This window comes from Pseudomonas vanderleydeniana, from assembly GCF_014268755.2.
GTDB lineage: Bacteria > Pseudomonadota > Gammaproteobacteria > Pseudomonadales > Pseudomonadaceae > Aquipseudomonas > Aquipseudomonas vanderleydeniana.
This window is the reverse complement of record NZ_CP077093.1, coordinates 1,901,166-1,920,741: the sequence shown is the minus strand read 5'-3', so window position 1 is coordinate 1,920,741 and position 19,576 is coordinate 1,901,166. Positions and strand designations below refer to the sequence as shown.

Sequence of the window (19,576 nt, the reverse complement as noted above, 5' to 3'; positions counted from 1 at the left end):
GGAGTTTGGCCCATTGTGAAGATCAATGGGCCTGCCCATATGGCTAGGCTTCGACCTGGCTCCACTGCTTGTTCAGGCGTTTGTCCGAGATCGGTGCCTTTGTCCCCAACTGCTGGGCGAACAACGAGACCCGGTACTCTTCCAGCCACCAGCGATACAGTTCCAGCTGCGGATCGCGCTTGCCTTCCTGGGCATGCTTGTTCGCACGGGTCTGGTACTGGCTCCACAGGCCACCCAGCTCGGTACTCCAGACGCGGTCCTTCTGCACCTGGGCCGGCAGTTTCTCCAGGCGCAACTCGATCGCCTTGAGATAGCGCGGCAACTCCTTCAGCCACAGCCCCGGCGTTTCGCGGACGAACCCGGCATACACCAACTGGCCCAGCTGCTGCTTGATGTCGTTGAGCGCCACGGCCTGGGCCAGGTCGATCTTGCCCTTGAAGCGCTTCTGCAAACCGTGCCACAGCTTGAGGATCTCCAGGGTCAGGCGCGCCAGGCGCTCGGCGTGCTCGGTCCAGCTGCCACGCTTGCGCTCGGCCAGGGATGCCAGGCCCGCACCGTCGCGCGGCAACGGGTCCTCACCCTCGAGGATGCAGCTGTCGAGGCTGGCCAGCAGGATGTCTTCCACCAGCGCCTCGACCCGCCCCAGCTCACGGTACAGCAGGCCCAGCTCGGTCAGCCCCGGCAGCTTGCCGCGCAGGAACTTCGCCGACTCCGCCAGTTGCTGCAGCAACAACCGCTGCAGCGCCCGGCGATGCTGGTACTCGGCTTCGGCCGGGGTGGAGAAGCGACCTTCCTTGACCGTGCCGCCCTCTTCCACCAGCGCCGGGTAGACCGTCATCGACAGGCCGGCGATCTTCTGCTGGGTGGTTTCAGCCACGGCGGCGAAGCCCTTGGCCTCCACCGGCTGCTGGCTTTTGGCCGTCTGCGGCACGGCCAGGGCTGCCTGGCTGGCCTGGGCGAAGCGTGCGGTCAGCTCGGCCAGGTCGCGGCCCTCACCGAGGAACTTGCCCTGGGCGTCGACCACCTCGAGGTTCATCTTCAGGTGGCTTTCCACCTGCTGAGCCGCTTCCGCCCAGGCGTCGTCGCTGACCCGTGCGCCAGTCATGCGCAGAAGCTCGCGACCGAGTGACTGCGGCAACGAGCCCTCGGCGAAGTCGATCCGTTGCAGTGCCGCCTTGACGAAATCCGGCACCGGCACGAAGTTCTTGCGCAGCGCCTTGGGCAGGTTGCGTACCAGGGCAATGCACTTGGCCTCGATCAGCCCCGGTACCAGCCACTCCAGCCGTTCGGCGGGCAGCATCGGCAGCAATGGCGCCGGCACGCGCAAGGTCACGCCGTCGCGGGGATGATTGGGCTCGAAGTGATAACTCAGGGCCAGGGTCAGGTCACCCAGGTGCAGGGTGTCCGGGTACTGCGCGGCGGTCACTTCACTGGCCTCGCGGGCCAGCACGTCTTCCTCGCGCATGATCAACAGCTGCGGATTCTTCTGGCTGTGGATGCGGTACCAACTGTCGAAGGTCGCGGTCTGGTGGATCTCCGCCGGCAGGCGCGCGTCGTAGAAGGCGAACAGGGTTTCCTCGTCGGCGAGGATGTCACGCCGACGGGCCTTGGCCTCCAGTTCGTCGAGCTGTTCGAGCAGGTGCGTATTGGCCCCCAGGCACTTGGCCTTGGACTGGATCTCGCCCCGCACCAGCGCCTCGCGGATGAACAGCTCGCGCGACACCACCGGATCGACCGGACCGAAATGCACTGGACGACGGCCCACCACGATCAGGCCGAACAGGGTGATCTGCTCGAAGGCCACCACCTGGCCACGTTTCTTCTCCCAATGCGGTTCGAAATGGTTCTTCTTGATCAGGTGCCCGGCCAGCGGCTCGATCCAGTCCGGCTCGATCTTGGCGACCATGCGCGCGTAGAGCTTGGTGGTTTCCACCAGTTCGGCGGTCATCAGCCACTGCGGGCGCTTGCGGCCCAGGCCCGAGGACGGGTGAACCCAGAAACGCCGCTGGCGCGCACCGAGGTAGTCGCCCTCTTCGGTCTTCTGGCCGATCTGGCTCAACAGGCCGGACAGCACCGCCTTGTGCAGCTTGGGATAGTCCGCCGGGTCCTTGTTGACGCTCAACTGCAGGTCGCGGCAGATCAGCCCGAGCTGGCGGTGCGAATCGCGCCACTCGCGCATGCGCAGGTAGTTGAGGAAGTTCTTCCGGCACCAGTTGCGCAGGGCGCTGGCACCCAGGGCCTGGCGCTGCTCCTCGAAACCGCGCCAGACGTTGATCAGCCCGGCGAAGTCCGAATCGGCGTCCTTCCATTGCGCGTGGGCCTGGTCGGCGGCCTGCTGGCGTTCCGGCGGCCGCTCGCGCGGGTCCTGCACCGACATGGCACTGGCAACGATCAGCACTTCCTGCAGGCTGCCGAGCTTGGCCGCCTCAAGCAGCATGCGACCCATGCGCGGGTCCACCGGCAAACGCGCCAACTGACGGCCGAGCGGGGTCAGCTGGTTTTCGCGGGTGACCGCCGAGAGTTCCTGCAGCAGGTTGAAACCGTCGCTGATGGCCTTGCCATCCGGCGGTTCGATGAACGGGAACGCGGTGATTTCGCCCAGGCGCAGGTGCAGCATCTGCAGGATCACCGCCGCCAGGTTGGTACGCAGGATCTCCGGGTCGGTGAACTCCGGCCGACCGTTGAAATCCTCTTCGCTGTACAGCCGCACGCAGATCCCCGGCTCGACCCGCCCGCAGCGGCCCTTGCGCTGGTTGGCACTGGCCTGGGAAATCGCCTCGATGGGCAGCCGCTGGACCTTGGCCCGATAGCTGTAGCGGCTGATGCGCGCGGTGCCGCTGTCGATCACGTAGCGGATGCCCGGTACGGTCAGCGAGGTTTCCGCGACGTTGGTCGCCAGGACCACGCGCCGCCCCGCGTGTGACTGGAAAATCCGCTGCTGCTCGGCCGGTGTCAGCCGCGCATATAAAGGAAGAATTTCGGTGTGCTTGAGCTGCGCCTTGCGCAGCATCTCGGCGGCATCGCGAATCTCGCGCTCACCCGGCAGGAACACCAGCACGTCGCCCGGGCTCTTGCGCTCGTTGCGCTCATGGGCGGCGATTTCGTCGAGGGTGGCGAGGATCGCCTGGTCGACGGTGAGGTCGTCCTCGACGCGGTTGCCCTCCTCGTCCTGCTCGGAAGTCATCGGCCGGTACCAGGTTTCCACCGGGAAGGTACGGCCCGAGACCTCGACGATCGGCGCATCGTTGAAGTGCTTGGAAAAACGCTCCAGGTCGATGGTCGCCGAGGTGATGATCACCTTCAGGTCCGGGCGCCGCGGCAGCAGGGTCTTGAGGTAGCCGAGCAGGAAGTCGATGTTCAGGCTGCGCTCATGGGCCTCGTCGACGATGATCGTGTCGTAGCGTTCGAGGTAGCGATCGTTCTGGGTTTCCGCCAGCAGGATACCGTCGGTCATCAGCTTGACCAGGGTATTGGCATCGCTCTGGTCCTCGAAACGCACCTGGTAGCCGACCAGGCTGCCCAGCGGCGTCGCCAGCTCCTCGGCGACCCGGCTCGCGACGCTGCGGGCCGCGATCCGGCGTGGCTGGGTATGACCGATCAAGCCGTGTTGGCCGCGGCCGATTTCCAGGCAGATCTTCGGCAACTGCGTGGTCTTGCCCGACCCGGTTTCGCCGGCGATGACCAGCACCTGGTGCTTGAGCAGCGCCGCCTTGATCTCGTCGCGCTTGGCGGCGATGGGCAGGCTGTCGTCGTAGCGAATCGTCGGCACGCTCTGGCGCCGCGCCGTGACCAGGGCGCAGGAGGCCTGCATTCTCTCGACCCACTGGGCCAGCTTGGCTTCATCGGGTTTCTTGCGCAGCTCGAGCAGTTGCCGCCGCAGGCGATGGCGGTCGGCGATCATGGCAAGGTCGAGGTTTTTCAGCAGTTGGTCGATAGCGGGCGATTCGTCGGTCATCGGGTCGGCAAGGGTCGTCTATTTGGGCAGGGGGCGGATTGTCGCAGATTTGCCCCGCTCTGTGGCGAGCTGGGGCCGCTTGTGGCGAGCGGGCTTGTCGGATCGCCGCACCGCCGCGCTGGGCTGCCGGGCAGCCCTGAAACCTGCTGCCACGTTGTCTCAGGAATAATGAGGTGACAGGATTTGCGGCTGCTGTGCAGCCGAGCGCGGGCGAGCCCGCTCGCCACAACTGCGTATCAGTCGTTGTCCAGGGCCCGGCGCCGGTAAGGGAACACATCGATGACCTTGCCGGCGAGAATCGCCTCCTGCAGCCCCTTCCAGTAGTCGGCATCGTACAGCTCGCCGTGCAACTGGGCGAACAGCCGGCGCTGGCCGATATCGGCGAACAGAAACGGCGGGAACTCCTCGGGGAATACATCCAGCGGACCGATGGAGTACCAGGGCTCGGACGCCATTTCATCCTCGGGGGTACGCGGTGGCGGGATATGCCGGAAGTTGGCTTCGGTCAGGAAGCAGATTTCGTCGTAGTCGTAGAACACCACGCGGCCATGGCGCGTGACGCCGAAGTTCTTCAGCAGCATGTCGCCGGGGAAGATGTTCGCCGCCGCCAGTTGCTTGATCGCCAGGCCATAGTCATCCAGGGCCTCGCGCACCTGGGCTTCGTTGGCATTGTCGAGGTAGAGGTTGAGCGGGGTCATGCGCCGCTCGGTCCAGCAGTGGCGGATCAGTACCGTCTCGCCCTCGACCTGCACGGTGGATGGCGCCACCTCCAGCAATTCCTCAAGGCAGGCCGGCTCGAACTTGCCCAGGGGGAAACGGAAGTCGGCGAACTCCTGGGTATCGGCCATGCGCCCGACCCGGTCGACGCTTTTCACCAGGCGGTACTTTTCGATCACGGTGGCGCGGTCGACGTTCTTCGACGGCGAGAAACGGTCCTTGATGATCTTGAACACCGTGTTGAAGCCCGGCAGGGTGAACACGCTCATGACCATGCCGCGCACGCCCGGGGCCATGATGAAACGGTCGTCGGTGCTGGCCAGGTGGTCGATCAGCGCGCGATAGAACTCCGACTTGCCGTGCTTGTAGAAGCCGATCGAGGTGTACAGCTCGGCCACGTGCTTGCCCGGCAGGATGCGCTTGAGAAAGCCGACGAACTCGGCCGGCACCGGTATGTCGACCATGAAGTAGGAACGGGTGAAGGAGAAGATGATCGACACCTCGGCCTCGTCGGTGATCAACGCATCGATGCGGATCCCGCGGCCCTCCTGGTGCAGGAACGGAATCACCAGCGGCCATTGCTCGTCGCGGGTATAGATGCGCCCCACCAGGTAGGCGCCCTTGTTGCGGTAAAGCACCGAGGAAAACAGCTCGACGCACAGCTCCGGGTCCTTGCACACCCAGTCCGGCAGGTTCTCGCGCAGTTGCGCTTCCATCCGCTGCAGATCACCGGGCAGGTCGGCGTAGTCCTCGCTGAAGCGGTAGTCGCTGAAGATCCGTTCGAGCATCCCCGACAACTCGCCTTGCGGCCGATAGGTCCGGGTCTGCGCGCCCCGGGCGCGCCGCAGCGACGGCCGGGTGGTGTGGATGAACATGCAGCCGTCGCTGATCAGGTCGTGGCTGAACAGGCTGCAGAAGGCCGAGTTGTACCAGGTTTCCGCCAACTCATCGTCGAAGCGCACATCGATCAGGCCGATGTAGGCGCTTTTCACCAGCGGCCAGATGCCGACGTCGAGCAACGCCTCCTCATCGAAGGCGGCCCGCAGGCGGGCGTTGACCTCGGCGACCTTTTCCTCGTAGAGATTGATCCGGGCCGCCGACGCCGCCTGCGCCTCCTGCCAGCGGGCCCCCTCGAAACGGGCGCGGGCCCCGTCGGTGATCTGGCGAAAATGCTCGCGATAGTTATCGAAGCCATCAAGAATCATGCGGGCGATATCGGCGGCCGGCCATTGCTGCGGCATAGTCAAACCTCTGCGGGATTTTTTGATCGTTGTTCTGGTCGCGAGCCCGTTGAGCTTAGAAGCCAGTCATCGTGTTGTGCAACCTTGCCCTGAACGTAACATCCCGACACACTTGCTCGCCTTCCCCTGCCAAGGACGTCCCACCGTGAATCCCGCCGATATCGTCCGCATGTTCAGCCTGGCCGCCGTCTGGGGCGCCAGTTTCCTGTTCATGCGCATCATCGCCCCTGTACTGGGCGCCTTCCCCACCGCGTTCTTTCGCGTCTCGATCGCGGCCGTCGGCCTGCTCGCAATCCTCGCGCTGATGCGGGTCAAGTGGGACTTCAAGGGCAAGTTCCGGGTCTGCCTGATGCTCGGGGTGATCAACTCCGGGCTGCCGGCGACGCTGTACTCGGTGGCGGCCAAGGTGCTGCCGGCTGGCTATTCGTCGATTTTCAATGCCACCACGCCGCTGATGGGCGTACTGATTGGCGGCCTGTTCTTCCATGAGAAACTCAGCCTGAACAAACTGCTGGGCATTTTCCTCGGGCTGTTCGGTGTCGCGGTGCTGACCCGTGCCGGCCCGGTGGCCTTCGACCTGCAACTGCTGATGGGCGCCGGGGCCTGCCTGCTGGCCACCACCAGCTATGGTTTCGCCGGATTCCTGACCCGACGCTGGCTCGATCACCAGGGTGGGCTCGATCCCCGGCTGTCGGCCCTGGGCAGCATGTGCGGGGCCACCCTGGCGATCCTGCCGTTCTTTGCCACCAGCGCCATCACCCAACCGCCAGCCAGCTGGGGCGGGTTCGAAGTCTGGGGCGCCCTGCTGGGGCTCGGCCTGATCTGCACGGCGTTCGCCTACATCATCTACTTCAAGCTGCTGAGCAATATCGGGCCGGTGAAATCGATGACCGTGACCTTCATGATCCCGGCGTTCGGGGTGCTGTGGGGCGCGCTGTTTCTCGACGAGCCGTTGTCGATGGCGCACCTGTATGGTGGGGTGTTGATTGCGGTGGCGTTGTGGCTGGTGCTCAAGCCGGCGGTGGTCAAGGCCAGCGCCGTGGCGGACCGCTAGCCTTGCAGGGAATCTGATGGCCTCTTCGCGGGCAAGCCCGCTCCCACAGGTTCCAAGGCGAACATAAGTCCTGTGACCGACACGGACATTGTGGGAGCGGGCTTGCCCGCGAAGAGGCCGGAACAGGCACAGCAGCACTGCGCTGCTGCACCCGCCTCAAGGACGCGTCAGCCCGCCTTGCGGAACACGAACACCAGGCCGACGATGATCAGCCCCATCCCCAGCATGCTCAGCAGCGCCAAGCGATTACCGAAGATCAGATAGTCCATGATCGCCGTCACCGCCGGCACCAGGTAGAACAGGCTGGTGACGTTCACCAGGTTGCCCCGGGCGATCAACCGATACAGCAGCAACGTCGCCAGTACCGACACCACCAGCCCCATCCACAGCACCGGGATGATGAAGCCACTACCGGTTTCGACATGAAACGGCTGGAACGGCACGAACACCCCGCACAGCAACAGGCCGACCAGGTACTGCACCGGCAACGTGCCCAGCGGATTGTCGGTGATGCGCTTCTGCATGATCGAGCCGAACGTCATGCTCGCCAGCGCCAGCAGGCCGAAGAGCATCCCGGCCAGCGACATGCCCGCCAGACCGATCCCCTGGTAGACCACCAGGACCAGCCCGGCCAGGCCCAATCCCAGGCCGAACATCCGGCTCCAGGAGCGCTGGCGCTCCATCAGCACCGCCGTGAGGATCGGCTGCACGCCCATGATCGTCGCCATGACGCCCGGCGTGACCTTCAGGTCCAGCGCCAGCAGATAGAAAATCTGGTAGGCGCCAAGCAGCACCAGCCCGGTCGCCGCGGCATAGAGCAGCGGCTTGCCGCGCCTGGGCCACTTGAACTTGAGCAACGGCCCCAGCAGCAACAGGCCCAACAGGGCTATGGAAAAACGCACCAGCAGAAAGGCGAACGGCGAGGCATGCGCCAGGCCCCACTTGGAGAAGATCGCCCCGCTGCTCCAGAGCAGCACGAACAGACTCGTCGAAGCCGCCGCAGTCGCGGATTGCTTTGAAATGACCAACATGGATACCACCTGTGATTCAGGCAAATGCCAACTCAGCTGTGAAGCTGAAGATTCAGTAGGTTTTTTCAGGCGGGCAGGAAGGAGAGCAGCAAGCTTCGCTGATCAGCCCTGGATGCCAACGCCCGGCGGTGATACGACGGCGTACACCGGCGTGCTACTGACAGGTGGTGGGTAATGACTGATCTGCACCGGTTGCTGGCTCCCGCACGGCACTACGCCAGCGTTGAGCGCTGGAACGACGACCGCGTTGATGGAGGAAGCTGGCATAGGCAGATCTTCTGTGAAGGGAAACAACGGTGGATCAGGCGATGCACCGAGCGCCGACTATAACCAGCGCTCGACATCAATTGCAACAGGTCAGCCGAACAGCCAGTAGCCCAGGGCCCAGGCCACCACGACCGCCAGCACTGGACGCATGATCCGGTAGGCCTTGGGATGCTTGCGCTTCCACTGCTTGACCACGCTGCTGAAGCTGTCGCTGAATTTCTTGCTCCAGGCATAGGCCTGGTTGATCCCGCCGACGCGTTCCTCATCGACGTTCTGTGGCGCGGTGGCACGCCCCAGGAAAGCGCTGACCGAGCGGTTGATCGAGGTCATCAGGCGGTTGCTCAACGGCCGCTCGACGTCGCAGAACAGAATGACCCGGGTCTGCTCGGTTTCGTTCTTGACCCAGTGCACGTAGGTCTCGTCGAACATCACGTCTTCACCGTCGCGCCAGGCGTAGATCTGGCCATCGACGAAAATCCGGCAGTCATCGGAGTTCGGTGTCGACAGGCCCAGGTGGTAGCGCAGCGAACCGGCGAACGGATCGCGGTGCGGGTTCAGGTGGCTGCCGCCGGGCAACAGGGCGAACATCGCGCCCTTGACGTTGGGGATGCTGCTGACCAGCTCGACGGTCTTCGGGCAGAGCGCTTCAGCCGACGGCAGTGGCTTGTCGTACCATTTCAGGTAGAAACGCTTCCAGCCTTTCTTGAAGAACGAACCGAAACCGGCGTCGTTGTTCTTCTCGGCGGCACGGATGTAGCCCTCGTCGAACAGGTGCATGGCTTCCTCGCGGATCACCTGCCAGTTGTCCTTGAGCACGTCCAGCTCGGGGAACTTGCTGCGGTCCAGGTACGGCTTGGACGGCACGGCGGAAAACAGGTACATCAGGGCGTTGTACGGAGCGAACAGCGCCGAATGGTTGACGAACTGGCGCAATACCGGCAAACGCGCCTTGCCCCGCAGATGCACGTAGAGCGTACTGCCTACGAACAGCAGCAAGACGGCGGCCTTGGCGGCGAAGGAAAAGGTCATTCAACACTCCTCGAAAATGGGCAACGTCCGGGTAGGAATAATCCACGAGACGTGGCAGCCGGCCATGATAAACATTACCGGCCGCAGGAAAAACCCGCGCGACTCAACAATCAGTGTTAAGAGCTGCGCAACAAAGCGTTAATTAGCATAAAGCACCTGAATGCTGACTGATGCAGGTCAGCTGAATGCAGGATGCCTCGTAGGCCAGCCTCCGTGGGAGCCGGCCTGCGAGGGAAAACGCCGGGGGCGGCCCGCGCCTTACTGCTGGTTTTCCTGCTCGGTGAACAGGTCGCTGAACAGCATGCTCGACAGATAACGCTCACCGGAGTCCGGCAGCACCACCACGATAGTCTTGCCCTGCATCTCCGGGGTTTCCGCCAGACGTACGGCGACCGCCATCGCCGCGCCGCAGGAAATGCCGCAGAGGATGCCCTCCTCCTGCATCAGGCGCAGGGCCATGGCCTTGGACTCCTCGTCGGTGACCAGCTCGACGCGGTCGACCAGCGACAGGTCGAGGTTCTTCGGCACGAAGCCGGCACCGATACCCTGGATCTTGTGTGGCGACGGCTTGACCTCCTGCCCGGCCAGGGTCTGGGTGATCACCGGCGAAGTCACCGGTTCCACCGCCACCGAGAGGATCGGCTTGCCCTGGGTCTGCTTGATGTAGCGCGAAACGCCGCTGATGGTGCCGCCGGTACCGACGCCGGCCACCAGCACGTCGACCGCGCCATCGGTGTCATTCCAGATTTCCGGGCCGGTGGTCTTTTCATGAATCGCCGGGTTGGCCGGGTTGTCGAACTGCGCAGGCATGAAATACTGCGCCGGATCACTGTTGACGATTTCGCCAGCCTTCTCGATCGCGCCCTTCATGCCCTTGGCCGGCTCGGTCAGCACCAGCTCGGCACCGAGGGCCTTGAGCACCTTGCGCCGCTCGATGCTCATCGACGCCGGCATGGTCAGCAGCAGCTTGTAGCCACGGGCAGCAGCGACGAACGCCAGGCCGATACCGGTGTTGCCGGAGGTCGGCTCGACGATGGTCATGCCCGGCTTGAGACGACCGCTGCTTTCAGCCTCCCAGATCATGTTCGCGCCGATCCGGCACTTCACCGAATACCCCGGGTTGCGCCCTTCGATCTTGGCCAGGATGGTCACGCCACGGGGCGCGATGCGATTGATCTGGACCAGGGGCGTATTACCGATGGAATGGGCGTTGTCGGCAAAAATACGGCTCATGACGGATCCTTCGGGCAATGGAGAATTAGCCCACAAGGTTATGCCCCGAGGTGACGGGCGTCCAGTCATGCGAACGTATCCCATTGCCAGGGGTCCATCGCCTATGGACAGTCTGCGGGGCATATCGATGAAACGTCGTTACAGTTGGCCGTTGTGGGGGCTGGCAATCGTGATTCTGCTGGTGGTGGCGGTGAACCTGGCCCTGCCCTACCTGGTGCGCAACTACCTGAATGAGAAACTTGCCGACATGGGCGACTACCGCGGCCAGGTGGCGGATGTCGACCTGGCCCTTTGGCGCGGGGCCTACCGGATCAACGGGCTGGAGATCGTCAAGGTCGCCGGCAAGGTTCCGGTGCCGTTTCTCAAGGCGCCCCTGATCGATCTGTCGGTGAGCTGGAAAGCCCTGTGGGACAACCACGCGGTGGTGGCCGAGGTGCAGTTCGTCGAACCGGAACTGAACTTCGTCGACGGCGGGGCGAACAATCGCCAGGCCTCCCAGACCGGCCGAGGCACCGACTGGCGCGCCCAATTGGGCAAGCTGCTGCCATTCACCCTCAACGAAGTGCGCATCGACAACGGGCGCATCACCTTTCGCAACTTCAACTCCCAGCCACCGGTCAACCTGCAGGCCACCCAAGTCAATGCCAGCCTCTATAACCTGACCAACGTCGTCGACCTCAAGGGCCGGCGCGATGCCCGCTTTGAAGGCAAGGCTCTGCTGCTCGGCCATGCGCCGCTGGAAACCACCGCCACGTTCGATCCGTTGAGCAATTTCGAGGACTTCGAATTCCGCCTGCGGGCCACCGGGATCGAGCTGCGCAAGGTCAACGACTTCGCCGCGGCCTACGGCAAGTTCGACTTCAATGGCGGCAGCGGCGACGTGGTGATCGAGGCGCAGGCCGAGAAAGGCCAGCTCACCGGCTATATCAAGCCGCTCCTGCACGACGTCGAGGTATTCGACTGGCAACAGGATGTCGAGAACCAGGACAAGAGCCTGCTGCGCTCGGTCTGGGAAGCTATTGTCGGCGCTGGCGAAACCCTGCTGAAGAACCAGCAGAAGAACCAGTTCGCTACCCGCGTCGAACTCAGTGGCAGCGTTCACCGGCAGGATATCAGCGCGTTCGCCGCCTTTTTGCAGATCTTGCGCAACGGTTTCATCCAGGCCTTCAATGCCCGCTACGAACAACCCAAGCCCACCACCGGCCAATAGGACTGACCAGGTCAGGATGTGACGCTCCATTCAGAGACTGAATAAGCCGTCTGCGTTCACACTCGACCGGACACCGCGTTATAGTCGGGACATGGAATTTCCCCCGCCGCCCGCTGCCGGACCGGCGCTACCGTTCGAGGAAACACAGATGAAGTTCGAAGGCACCCAGGCCTATGTCGCCACCGCTGACCTGAAGTTGGCCGTCAACGCCGCCATTACCCTGGAGCGTCCGCTGCTGGTCAAGGGTGAGCCCGGCACCGGCAAGACCATGCTCGCCGAACAGCTGGCCGAGTCCTTCGGCGCCAAGCTGATCACCTGGCACATCAAGTCCACCACCAAGGCGCACCAGGGCCTCTACGAGTACGATGCGGTCAGCCGCCTGCGCGACTCGCAACTGGGCGTGGACAAGGTCCACGACGTGCGCAACTACCTGAAGAAGGGCAAGTTGTGGGAAGCCTTCGAGTCCGAGGAGCGGGTGATCCTGCTGATCGACGAGATCGACAAGGCCGACATCGAGTTCCCCAACGACCTGTTGCAGGAACTCGACAAGATGGAGTTCTACGTCTACGAGATCGACGAGACCATCAAGGCCAAACAGCGCCCGATCATCATCATCACCTCCAACAACGAGAAGGAACTGCCGGACGCCTTCCTGCGCCGCTGCTTCTTCCACTACATCGCCTTCCCGGATCGCGAAACCCTGCAGAAGATCGTCGACGTCCACTACCCGGACATCAAGAAGGACCTGGTCAGCGAAGCCCTCGACGTGTTCTTCGACGTGCGCAAGGTGCCGGGCCTGAAAAAGAAACCGTCGACCTCGGAACTGGTGGACTGGCTGAAACTGCTGATGGCCGACAACATCGGCGAGGCCGTGTTGCGCGAACGCGATCCGACCAAGGCCATCCCGCCGCTGGCCGGTGCCCTGGTGAAAAACGAGCAAGACGTACAGCTACTGGAGCGTCTCGCCTTTATGAGCCGTCGCGGCAGCCGTTAAACCATTGAAGGGCAATAGCCATGCTGCTCAACCTGTTCAATGAAATGCGCGCGGCCAAGGTACCGGTGTCGGTGCGCGAGCTGCTCGACCTGATCAACGCGCTGAAACAGCGCGTGACCTTCGCCGACATGGACGAGTTCTACTACCTGGCGCGGGCGATCCTGGTCAAGGACGAACGGCATTTCGACAAGTTCGACCGGGCCTTCGGCGCCTACTTCAACGGCCTGGAAAAGCTCGACGACCATCTGCAGGCGCTGATCCCCGAGGACTGGCTGCGCAAGGAGTTCGAACGTTCGCTGAGCGACGAGGAACGCGCACAGATCCAATCCCTTGGTGGCCTGGACAAGCTGATCGAAGAGTTCAAGAAACGCCTGGAGGAACAGAAGGAACGCCATGCCGGTGGCAACAAGTGGATCGGCACCGGTGGCACCAGCCCGTTCGGCTCGGGCGGTTTCAACCCGGAGGGCATCCGCGTCGGCGATGCCGGCAAGCGCCAGGGCAAGGCGGTCAAGGTCTGGGACCAGCGCGAGTACAAGAACCTCGACGACCAGGTCGAACTGGGCACGCGCAACATCAAGGTGGCCCTGCGTCGCCTGCGCAAGTTCGCCCGCCAGGGTGCCGCCGAGGAACTGGACATCGATGGCACCATCGACCATACCGCCCGCGATGCCGGCCTGCTGAACATCCAGATGCGGCCGGAGCGGCGCAACACCGTCAAGCTGTTGCTGCTGTTCGACATCGGCGGTTCGATGGATGCGCATGTGAAGATCTGCGAGGAACTGTTCTCGGCCTGCAAGACCGAGTTCAAGCACCTGGAGTACTTCTACTTCCACAACTTCATCTACGAGTCGGTGTGGAAGAACAACCTGCGTCGCAGTTCGGAGCGGACCTCGACCCAGGACCTGCTGCACAAGTACGGCGCCGACTACAAGGTGGTGTTCGTCGGCGATGCGGCGATGGCGCCCTACGAGATCACCCAGGCCGGCGGCAGCGTCGAGCACTGGAACGAGGAGCCGGGCTACGTGTGGATGCAACGCTTCATGGAGAAGTACAAGAAGCTCATCTGGATCAACCCGTATCCGAAGGACACCTGGGGATACACCTCTTCGACCAATATCGTGCGCGACCTGATCGAGGACCAGATGTATCCGTTGACCCTGCGGGGGTTGGAAGAAGGGATGCGGTTCCTGTCCAAGTGATGCGGGTTCTCGTGGCGAGCGGGCTTGCCCGCGCTGGGGCGCGAAGCGGCCCTGAAGTCAGGCACCTGCGCACGAACCGGTATACTGCGCTTGCCCGTTCTGGGGCTGCCTTGCAGCCCAGCGCGGGCAAGCCCGCTCGCCACACAAAAGCCACGCTCAGGCAAACCGGCTGATGTACTCGACATGCTGCCGATGCGCCGACTCCTGCACCGTCGGCACCAGCCGCACCTCACTCCCCGGCAGGCACTGCGCCAGGCGCGCCAGCGACAATGGCGTCAAGGCACCCAGGCGCGGATAACCACCGATGGTCTGCCGATCATTGAGCAGCACGATCGGCTGCCCATCCGGCGGCACCTGGATCGCGCCCAATGGAATGCCTTCGGAAATCATCGGCCGCCCCTGGTACTTCAGCTCCGCCCCGAGCAGGCGGATGCCCATGCGGTCGCCACGACTGTCGAGGGTCCAGGGACTGTTGAACGCATCGAACAGGCTCTGCCCACTGAACTCACCGATCTGCGCGCCCAGCACCACCTGCAGCGTGGCGACCGCCTGGAAGTCAGGGACCTGCGCACTCGGCACCACGGCGGCGGGTACCGCCGCGCCCGAATAGCGCAGGCTGTCCCCCTTGCCCAACGGCTGCCCCAACCCATCCAGGCCACCCAGTTCCTCACGCACCACACAGGCGCTGCTGCCGAGCACCTGCGGCGCGAGGAAACCACCCGGCGCCGCGAGGTAGGCCCGCGCGCCCAGCAGTGGCTGGGTAAATTGCAGGCGCTGCCCCGCCTCCAGGACGAAGCTGCGCCAGGGTGCCAGCGCCTGGCCATCCACCTGGGCACCGAGATCGGCCCCGGCCAAAGCCAGGCAACAGGTTTCCTGCGCCACCACGGCAAAGCCGCCCAGGGCGATTTCCACCACCGGGGCATCCAGCGAGTTGCCCAGCAGGTGGTTGGCCCAGGCCATCGATACCCAGTCCAGCGCCCCGCCCTGGGTCACGCCGAGATGACGCACACCGAAGCGCCCACGGTCCTGCAACAGGCACAGCCGGGTGCTGGCCTCGATCAAAAGATGGCTCATGCCAGGGCCTCCAGAGGCGTGTCGTCGCCACCCAACCTGATGAATTCGGCATGCTCGACCGCCGCAAAACGCACCGTGTCGCCCGGCTGCATCAGGCTGTAGCCGTCACGCTGGCGGTCGAACAGTTTGCTCGGGGTTCGGCCGATCAGATTCCAGCCGCCGGGCGACACCACCGGGTAGGCGGCGGTCTGGCGCTCGGCGATCCCGACGCTGCCGGCCGCGACCTTCTTGCGCGGAGTATCGAGCCGCGGCGCCGCCAACGGCTCGACCACCAGTCCCATGAAGGCGAACCCTGGCGCGAAGCCGAGGGCGAAGACCTGGTACTCGCGCTCACTGTGACGGCGAATCACCTCACTCACCGACCAGCCGCTGCGCTCGGACAACAGGCGCAGCTCCGGGCCGACGCTCAGGTCGTACCACACCGGCAGCACATGGCACTGGCCGCTGGTCGTGGCATTGGGCTGCAGATCGCTCAAGGCCTCCGCGATCAGCTCCCGGGCCTGGCCCGGGCCCAGCCGGGTCAGGTCGTAATGCACCATCAGGGTCGTATAGGACGGCACCAGGTCGACCAGGTGCCCGCCGAAGCCGGCCCGCAGGCGTTCGCTGGCCGCGAGCATCCATGGCATGTTCTCTTCGGCGATCACCTCGAACAGGCGCACCATCAGGCAATCGATCGCCACCACCTCGACGCGTGGCTTCACCGGTGCCGGGCTCATGGGTTCGCCTGCCGATCGAGGGCCTCGCGGATACGCTGCACGGCCTCGACCGAGCTGGCGTTGTCGCCATGCACGCAAAGCGTGTCGGCGTGCAGGCGCAGAGCGCTGCAGTCGCTGGCGGTCAGGGGGTCGCCACGGGCGATGGTCAGGGCCTGTTCGATGATCCGCTGCGACTCGTGGTGCACGGCACCCGGCAGCTGTCGGGAAACCAGGCGCCCCTCGGGGTCGTAGGCGCGATCGGCAAAGGCTTCGAACCACAGGGTCACACCGAATTCATCAGCCACTGCCTGGGCCGCGCTGTTGTCGCGCATCGCCAGCAGCATCAGGGGCAACTCGCGATCGTAGGCGGCGATCGCCTGGATCACCGAGCGCAGCTGTTGCGGGTTGGCCATCATGTCGTTGTACAGCGCGCCGTGCGGTTTGACATAGCTGACCCGAGCGCCCTGGGCCCGGCAGATGCCATCCAGCGCACCGATCTGGTAGTGCAGCAGGTCCTGGATTTCCTGGGGCGTACAGGCCATGGAACGGCGGCCGAAACCGACCAGGTCCGGGTACGCCGGATGGGCGCCGATCCGCACGTCATTGGCCAAGGCCAGGCTGACGGTCTTGCGCATGATGCTCGGATCGCCGGCGTGATAGCCGCAGGCGATGTTGGCGAAGTCGATGAACGGCATGACTTGCGCATCCAGACCCATGGTCCAGTTGCCGTAACTTTCCCCGATATCGCAGTTGAGTAGCAGGCGGCTCACGGTAGCAGCTCCTGTGGGCGGTCATGAACGGGTGGCATTGCCTTGGTGGGCGGCAATGCTTATGGTGATTCATCGGTCGAGGGTCATTTTCGATGGCGCCCGCCCCGCGCGTCCAACTAATAAAAGCCGTTACCAGACATAAGAAAAGTTGATTGCATGAACCTCAAGTTTCTCGAAACCTTCGTCTGGGTCACACGGCTCAAGAGTTTTCGCCTGACTGCGGACAAGCTGTTCACCACCCAGGCCGCCATTTCCAGCCGCATCGCCGTGCTCGAGAGCGAACTGGGCGTCAAGCTGTTCCTGCGTGATTCGCGTGGAGTCAAGCTGACGCCCGAAGGACTCAAGGTACTCGAGCATGCCGAGCAGATGCTCGGCACCCTGCAAGCGCTGCGGCACGCCATCGAACCCGGTTCGACCAAGGTCGGGCGCATACGGATCGGCGTGATGGACACGGTGATCCACACCTGGCTCAGCCCGCTGGTGGCAGAAATGACCGAGCGCTTTCCGCGGGTGGAAATCGAGCTGGTGGCCGACACCGCACTGAACCTCGCCGACCAGCTGCAGAAGGGCTTCGTCGACCTGGTCCTGCAGACCGATCCACTGCGCCAGGAGTCCATCCGCAGCCTGGAACTGGCCAGTTATCCGATGGGTTGGGTGGTCGCCAGTCATTCGCTCTACAACCGCGAATACACGAACCTGGAAGACCTTGCGCGAGAGCGGATCGTGACCTTCTCGAAAAACTCCCGGCCACACCAGGAGCTGCTCGCGCTGCTGCAGGCTCATGGCGTTCCAGCGCCACGGCTCAACTGCGTGAACTCGGTATCGGCGATCACCCGCCTGCTGCGTGATGGTTTCGGCATCGGTGCACTACCGCTGGCGCTGGTCAGCGAAGAACTGGCCCGTGACGAATTGACCCTGCTTTCGCTACCGGTGTGTGCGCCGAATCTGGAGCTGGTGGTGTCCTGGCGGATCGGCGAAGAGCTGGTGGAGGAGATCGTCGCCCTGTGCCAACAGGTGCTGCACGATTATGCCGACAAGATGGGGCAGCAGCATGTGGTGCTGAAGAAGGCGTGACCGCCAAGGCTACACAAACCTCTGTAGGAGCGTGGCTTGCCCGCGAATGGGCTTCTAAAAGCTTCGCGGGCAAGCCACGCTCCTACAGCGGCGGGATTACCAACCCCGCTCGCGCCGCGCCAGGCGCTCACGCTGGCGCTTGCCGCCCAACACCACCCAGTCCACCAGGCGGAAGAAGCCTTCGATCACGAAGGAGAGCAGCAGCGCCCCCCCCATGGCCCAACCGATCGCCTCGGGCGAGAGCAACACCTGGTAGGTGTAGCCCTGCAGGGTTTCCTGGCGGATCGCCGGGTCGGCGGCATAGGCCACCTGCAAGGCGCGCTTGTACCAGGGGCCCTGCATCGCCTGGAACTGGTCGTCGAGCAGGCGCTGGCGATTGAGCAGGCTGCCAAGGCTGTCGGCATCGCTGCGGAACACCGGGTCATCGCTGGCACGGTAATGCGCCACCAGCTTCTGCAGGTCGCCGTCGAAAAACTGCTCGGCGGTCTTCTGGAAGCCCTGCAGGCTGGTCTGCGCCTCGATCAAGTGCGCCTCGACGCGCTTGGTGTAGTCACTGAGAAAGCCGGGGACCTGGACGCCGATCAGCAGCCCCAGGGTAAACAGTATCAACCGCAGGTAACTCAACCACATGACAGGTGTCCTTATTCAGTCCGGCCCTGGCTGACGCATTCGCCACGCCGCCACAGGCTCCATTGACCCGGCTCGTAGCGGGTCCAGGTCTCGTTTTCGGTCAGGGGTTCGGTGGCAATCACCGTCACCACGTCGTTGGGCGTGGTCTCGGCCTGGAAGTCGACGATCACATCGACATCCTTCAGCCGCGCCGGACCAAACGGGGCACGACGGGTGATCTGCGCCAACTTGGTCGAGCAGTAGCAGAATAGCCAGTCACCGTCGCTGAGCAGGCAGTTGAACACGCCCTTGCCACGATACTCGGCGCAGGCGGCCACCAGCGAAGGCAACAGTTGCTCTACCTCGACCGGCTCGGGAAAGGCCGCGCGAACGCGGTTGAGCAGGTCGCAGAAGGCCGCCTCGCTGTCGGTATCGCCGACCGGGCGATAGAAGCTGTGCCGGGGCTGGAAGTCCGCCAACTGGCCGTTATGCGCGAAACACCAGTTGCGCCCCCACAGCTCACGAACGAACGGATGGGTATTGGACAGGCAGACCTTGCCGACGTTGGCCTGGCGGATGTGCCCGATCACCACTTCGCTCTTGATCGGATAACGCTGCACCAGTTGCGCGACCTCCGAATCACAGCTCGCCGCCGGGTCCTGGAACACCCGCAAGCCACGTCCCTCGTAGAAACCGATGCCCCAACCGTCACGATGCGGGCCGGTGCGGCCACCGCGCTGCATCAGCCCGGTGAAGCTGAAAACGATATCGGTCGGCACATTGGCGCTCATGCCCAACAATTCACACATGCTCGGACTCTCGCTTCAATGCTGGACGTGCTTACAGACGCGGCTCGACCCGCTGGCGACCGGCACCACCGGCAGGCGGCGGACGCCGTGGGCGCTCCTGGGACTGGGCGGCGAACGGCTGGTCGTCAGCCTCGATTTCGGCACGGGCCGCAGCTGCGGCGGCCTCGGCCTGCTGCTTGCGGGCCTTGCTCGAACGCTCGATCGGCCAGCGGATCAGCACGAAGACCAGGTACACGCCGGCGGCGATGACCAGGTACATGAACAGGTCGGAGACCGCGCGCCAGGCGTTATTGCCGACCTTGAACAACAGGTCCAGGGCGGTGATGGCGACCGCCGGGGCGAAACGCTCCTTCACCGGGTCGAGGATGGTCGGGCTGAACAGCAGCACCGCCACCAGCAGGCGCAACGGCTCGCGCAGCCAGCGCCAGGTCCAGCGGGTCAGGCGAAACCACACCAACAGGCAGCCCAAGGCGGCAAAGGCGTAGCAACCCCAGGCAATCAGATAGTCGTTCTCGGTCATGGTGTCCGTGGCAAGGCTGGCAATGAGGGGCTTATGATAACGGCTTTTCGCAGGTCCGGCTGCCCCGCCGTCAGCGATCCTCAAGACAGAGAGTT

Annotated in this window: 16 protein-coding genes; 5 read left to right on the top strand and 11 right to left on the bottom strand. The window is 64.0% G+C overall.

The features are described 5' to 3' along the window. Positions 1–43: 43 nt before the first annotated feature. Together hrpA and aceK are read right to left on the bottom strand one after the other, a co-directional pair. The gene (gene hrpA / locus HU752_RS08655; protein WP_186677925.1) at positions 44–3,955 is read right to left on the bottom strand and encodes an ATP-dependent RNA helicase HrpA; all 3,912 of its coding nucleotides are present in this window, start codon (positions 3,953–3,955) and stop codon (positions 44–46) included. A 236-nt stretch (positions 3,956–4,191) separates the two neighbouring features. Then, positions 4,192–5,913 (bottom strand): bifunctional isocitrate dehydrogenase kinase/phosphatase, encoded by a 1,722-nt coding sequence (gene aceK / locus HU752_RS08650; RefSeq protein WP_186677927.1) that lies wholly within the window; start codon positions 5,911–5,913, stop codon positions 4,192–4,194. Positions 5,914–6,058: 145 nt separating this feature from the next. Between aceK and HU752_RS08645 the strand changes: the two genes are divergently transcribed. After that, the gene (locus HU752_RS08645) at positions 6,059–6,967 is read left to right on the top strand and encodes a DMT family transporter (RefSeq protein WP_186677930.1); all 909 of its coding nucleotides are present in this window, start codon (positions 6,059–6,061) and stop codon (positions 6,965–6,967) included. A gap of 167 nt (positions 6,968–7,134) precedes the next feature. Here the strand turns inward: HU752_RS08645 and HU752_RS08640 are convergent, their stop codons facing one another. From HU752_RS08640 to cysK, 3 genes are all read right to left on the bottom strand, one after another. Continuing rightward, on the bottom strand, positions 7,135–7,998 hold the full coding sequence (locus tag HU752_RS08640; protein WP_186677933.1) for a DMT family transporter: 864 nt from the start codon (positions 7,996–7,998) through the stop codon (positions 7,135–7,137). Between the two features lie 357 nt (positions 7,999–8,355). Continuing rightward, positions 8,356–9,294, bottom strand: a complete 939-nt coding sequence (locus HU752_RS08635) for an aspartyl/asparaginyl beta-hydroxylase domain-containing protein (protein WP_186677936.1) — start codon at positions 9,292–9,294, stop codon at positions 8,356–8,358. A 258-nt stretch (positions 9,295–9,552) separates the two neighbouring features. Beyond that, positions 9,553–10,527, bottom strand: a complete 975-nt coding sequence (gene cysK / locus HU752_RS08630) for a cysteine synthase A (RefSeq protein WP_186677939.1) — start codon at positions 10,525–10,527, stop codon at positions 9,553–9,555. A gap of 127 nt (positions 10,528–10,654) precedes the next feature. On the opposite strand from cysK, the gene HU752_RS08625 reads away from it, so the two are divergent. The 3 genes from HU752_RS08625 (at position 10,655) to HU752_RS08615 (ending at position 13,930) form a co-directional block, all read left to right on the top strand. Continuing rightward, positions 10,655–11,737 (top strand): DUF748 domain-containing protein, encoded by a 1,083-nt coding sequence (locus HU752_RS08625; protein WP_186677942.1) that lies wholly within the window; start codon positions 10,655–10,657, stop codon positions 11,735–11,737. A 148-nt stretch (positions 11,738–11,885) separates the two neighbouring features. Then, a complete protein-coding gene (locus tag HU752_RS08620; protein ID WP_017903350.1) occupies positions 11,886–12,731 on the top strand; it encodes an AAA family ATPase in 846 nt (281 codons plus the stop codon). 20 nt (positions 12,732–12,751) lie between these two features. After that, positions 12,752–13,930, top strand: a complete 1,179-nt coding sequence (locus HU752_RS08615) for a vWA domain-containing protein (RefSeq protein ID WP_017903351.1) — start codon at positions 12,752–12,754, stop codon at positions 13,928–13,930. Between the two features lie 156 nt (positions 13,931–14,086). Here the strand turns inward: HU752_RS08615 and HU752_RS08610 are convergent, their stop codons facing one another. Genes HU752_RS08610 through HU752_RS08600 form a run of 3 tightly spaced genes read right to left on the bottom strand, consistent with a single transcriptional unit; the run spans position 14,087 to position 16,469 of the window. After that, positions 14,087–15,004, bottom strand: coding sequence for a 5-oxoprolinase subunit C family protein (locus HU752_RS08610; protein WP_186677944.1), 918 nt, complete (start codon positions 15,002–15,004; stop codon positions 14,087–14,089). Next, complete coding sequence (locus tag HU752_RS08605) at positions 15,001–15,705, bottom strand: 5-oxoprolinase subunit B family protein (protein WP_186678086.1); 705 nt, start codon at positions 15,703–15,705, stop codon at positions 15,001–15,003. Before HU752_RS08605 ends, HU752_RS08610 begins: the two co-directional genes overlap by 4 nt. A gap of 11 nt (positions 15,706–15,716) precedes the next feature. Further along, positions 15,717–16,469, bottom strand: coding sequence for a 5-oxoprolinase subunit PxpA (locus HU752_RS08600; protein WP_186677947.1), 753 nt, complete (start codon positions 16,467–16,469; stop codon positions 15,717–15,719). Positions 16,470–16,625: 156 nt separating this feature from the next. On the opposite strand from HU752_RS08600, the gene HU752_RS08595 reads away from it, so the two are divergent. Continuing rightward, positions 16,626–17,543 carry a LysR family transcriptional regulator gene (locus HU752_RS08595; RefSeq protein WP_186677950.1) on the top strand — a complete coding sequence of 306 codons (918 nt, stop codon included), beginning with the start codon at positions 16,626–16,628 and terminating at the stop codon, positions 17,541–17,543. Positions 17,544–17,639: 96 nt separating this feature from the next. Here the strand turns inward: HU752_RS08595 and HU752_RS08590 are convergent, their stop codons facing one another. The 3 genes from HU752_RS08590 to HU752_RS08580 are packed head-to-tail and all read right to left on the bottom strand — an operon-like array spanning position 17,640 to position 19,559. Further along, positions 17,640–18,173, bottom strand: a complete 534-nt coding sequence (locus HU752_RS08590; protein WP_186677952.1) for a DUF2937 family protein — start codon at positions 18,171–18,173, stop codon at positions 17,640–17,642. 11 nt (positions 18,174–18,184) lie between these two features. After that, positions 18,185–18,961 (bottom strand): class II glutamine amidotransferase, encoded by a 777-nt coding sequence (locus HU752_RS08585; RefSeq protein ID WP_186677955.1) that lies wholly within the window; start codon positions 18,959–18,961, stop codon positions 18,185–18,187. A 31-nt stretch (positions 18,962–18,992) separates the two neighbouring features. Next, a complete protein-coding gene (locus tag HU752_RS08580; protein ID WP_186678088.1) occupies positions 18,993–19,559 on the bottom strand; it encodes an MFS transporter in 567 nt (188 codons plus the stop codon). Positions 19,560–19,576 lie beyond the last annotated feature (17 nt).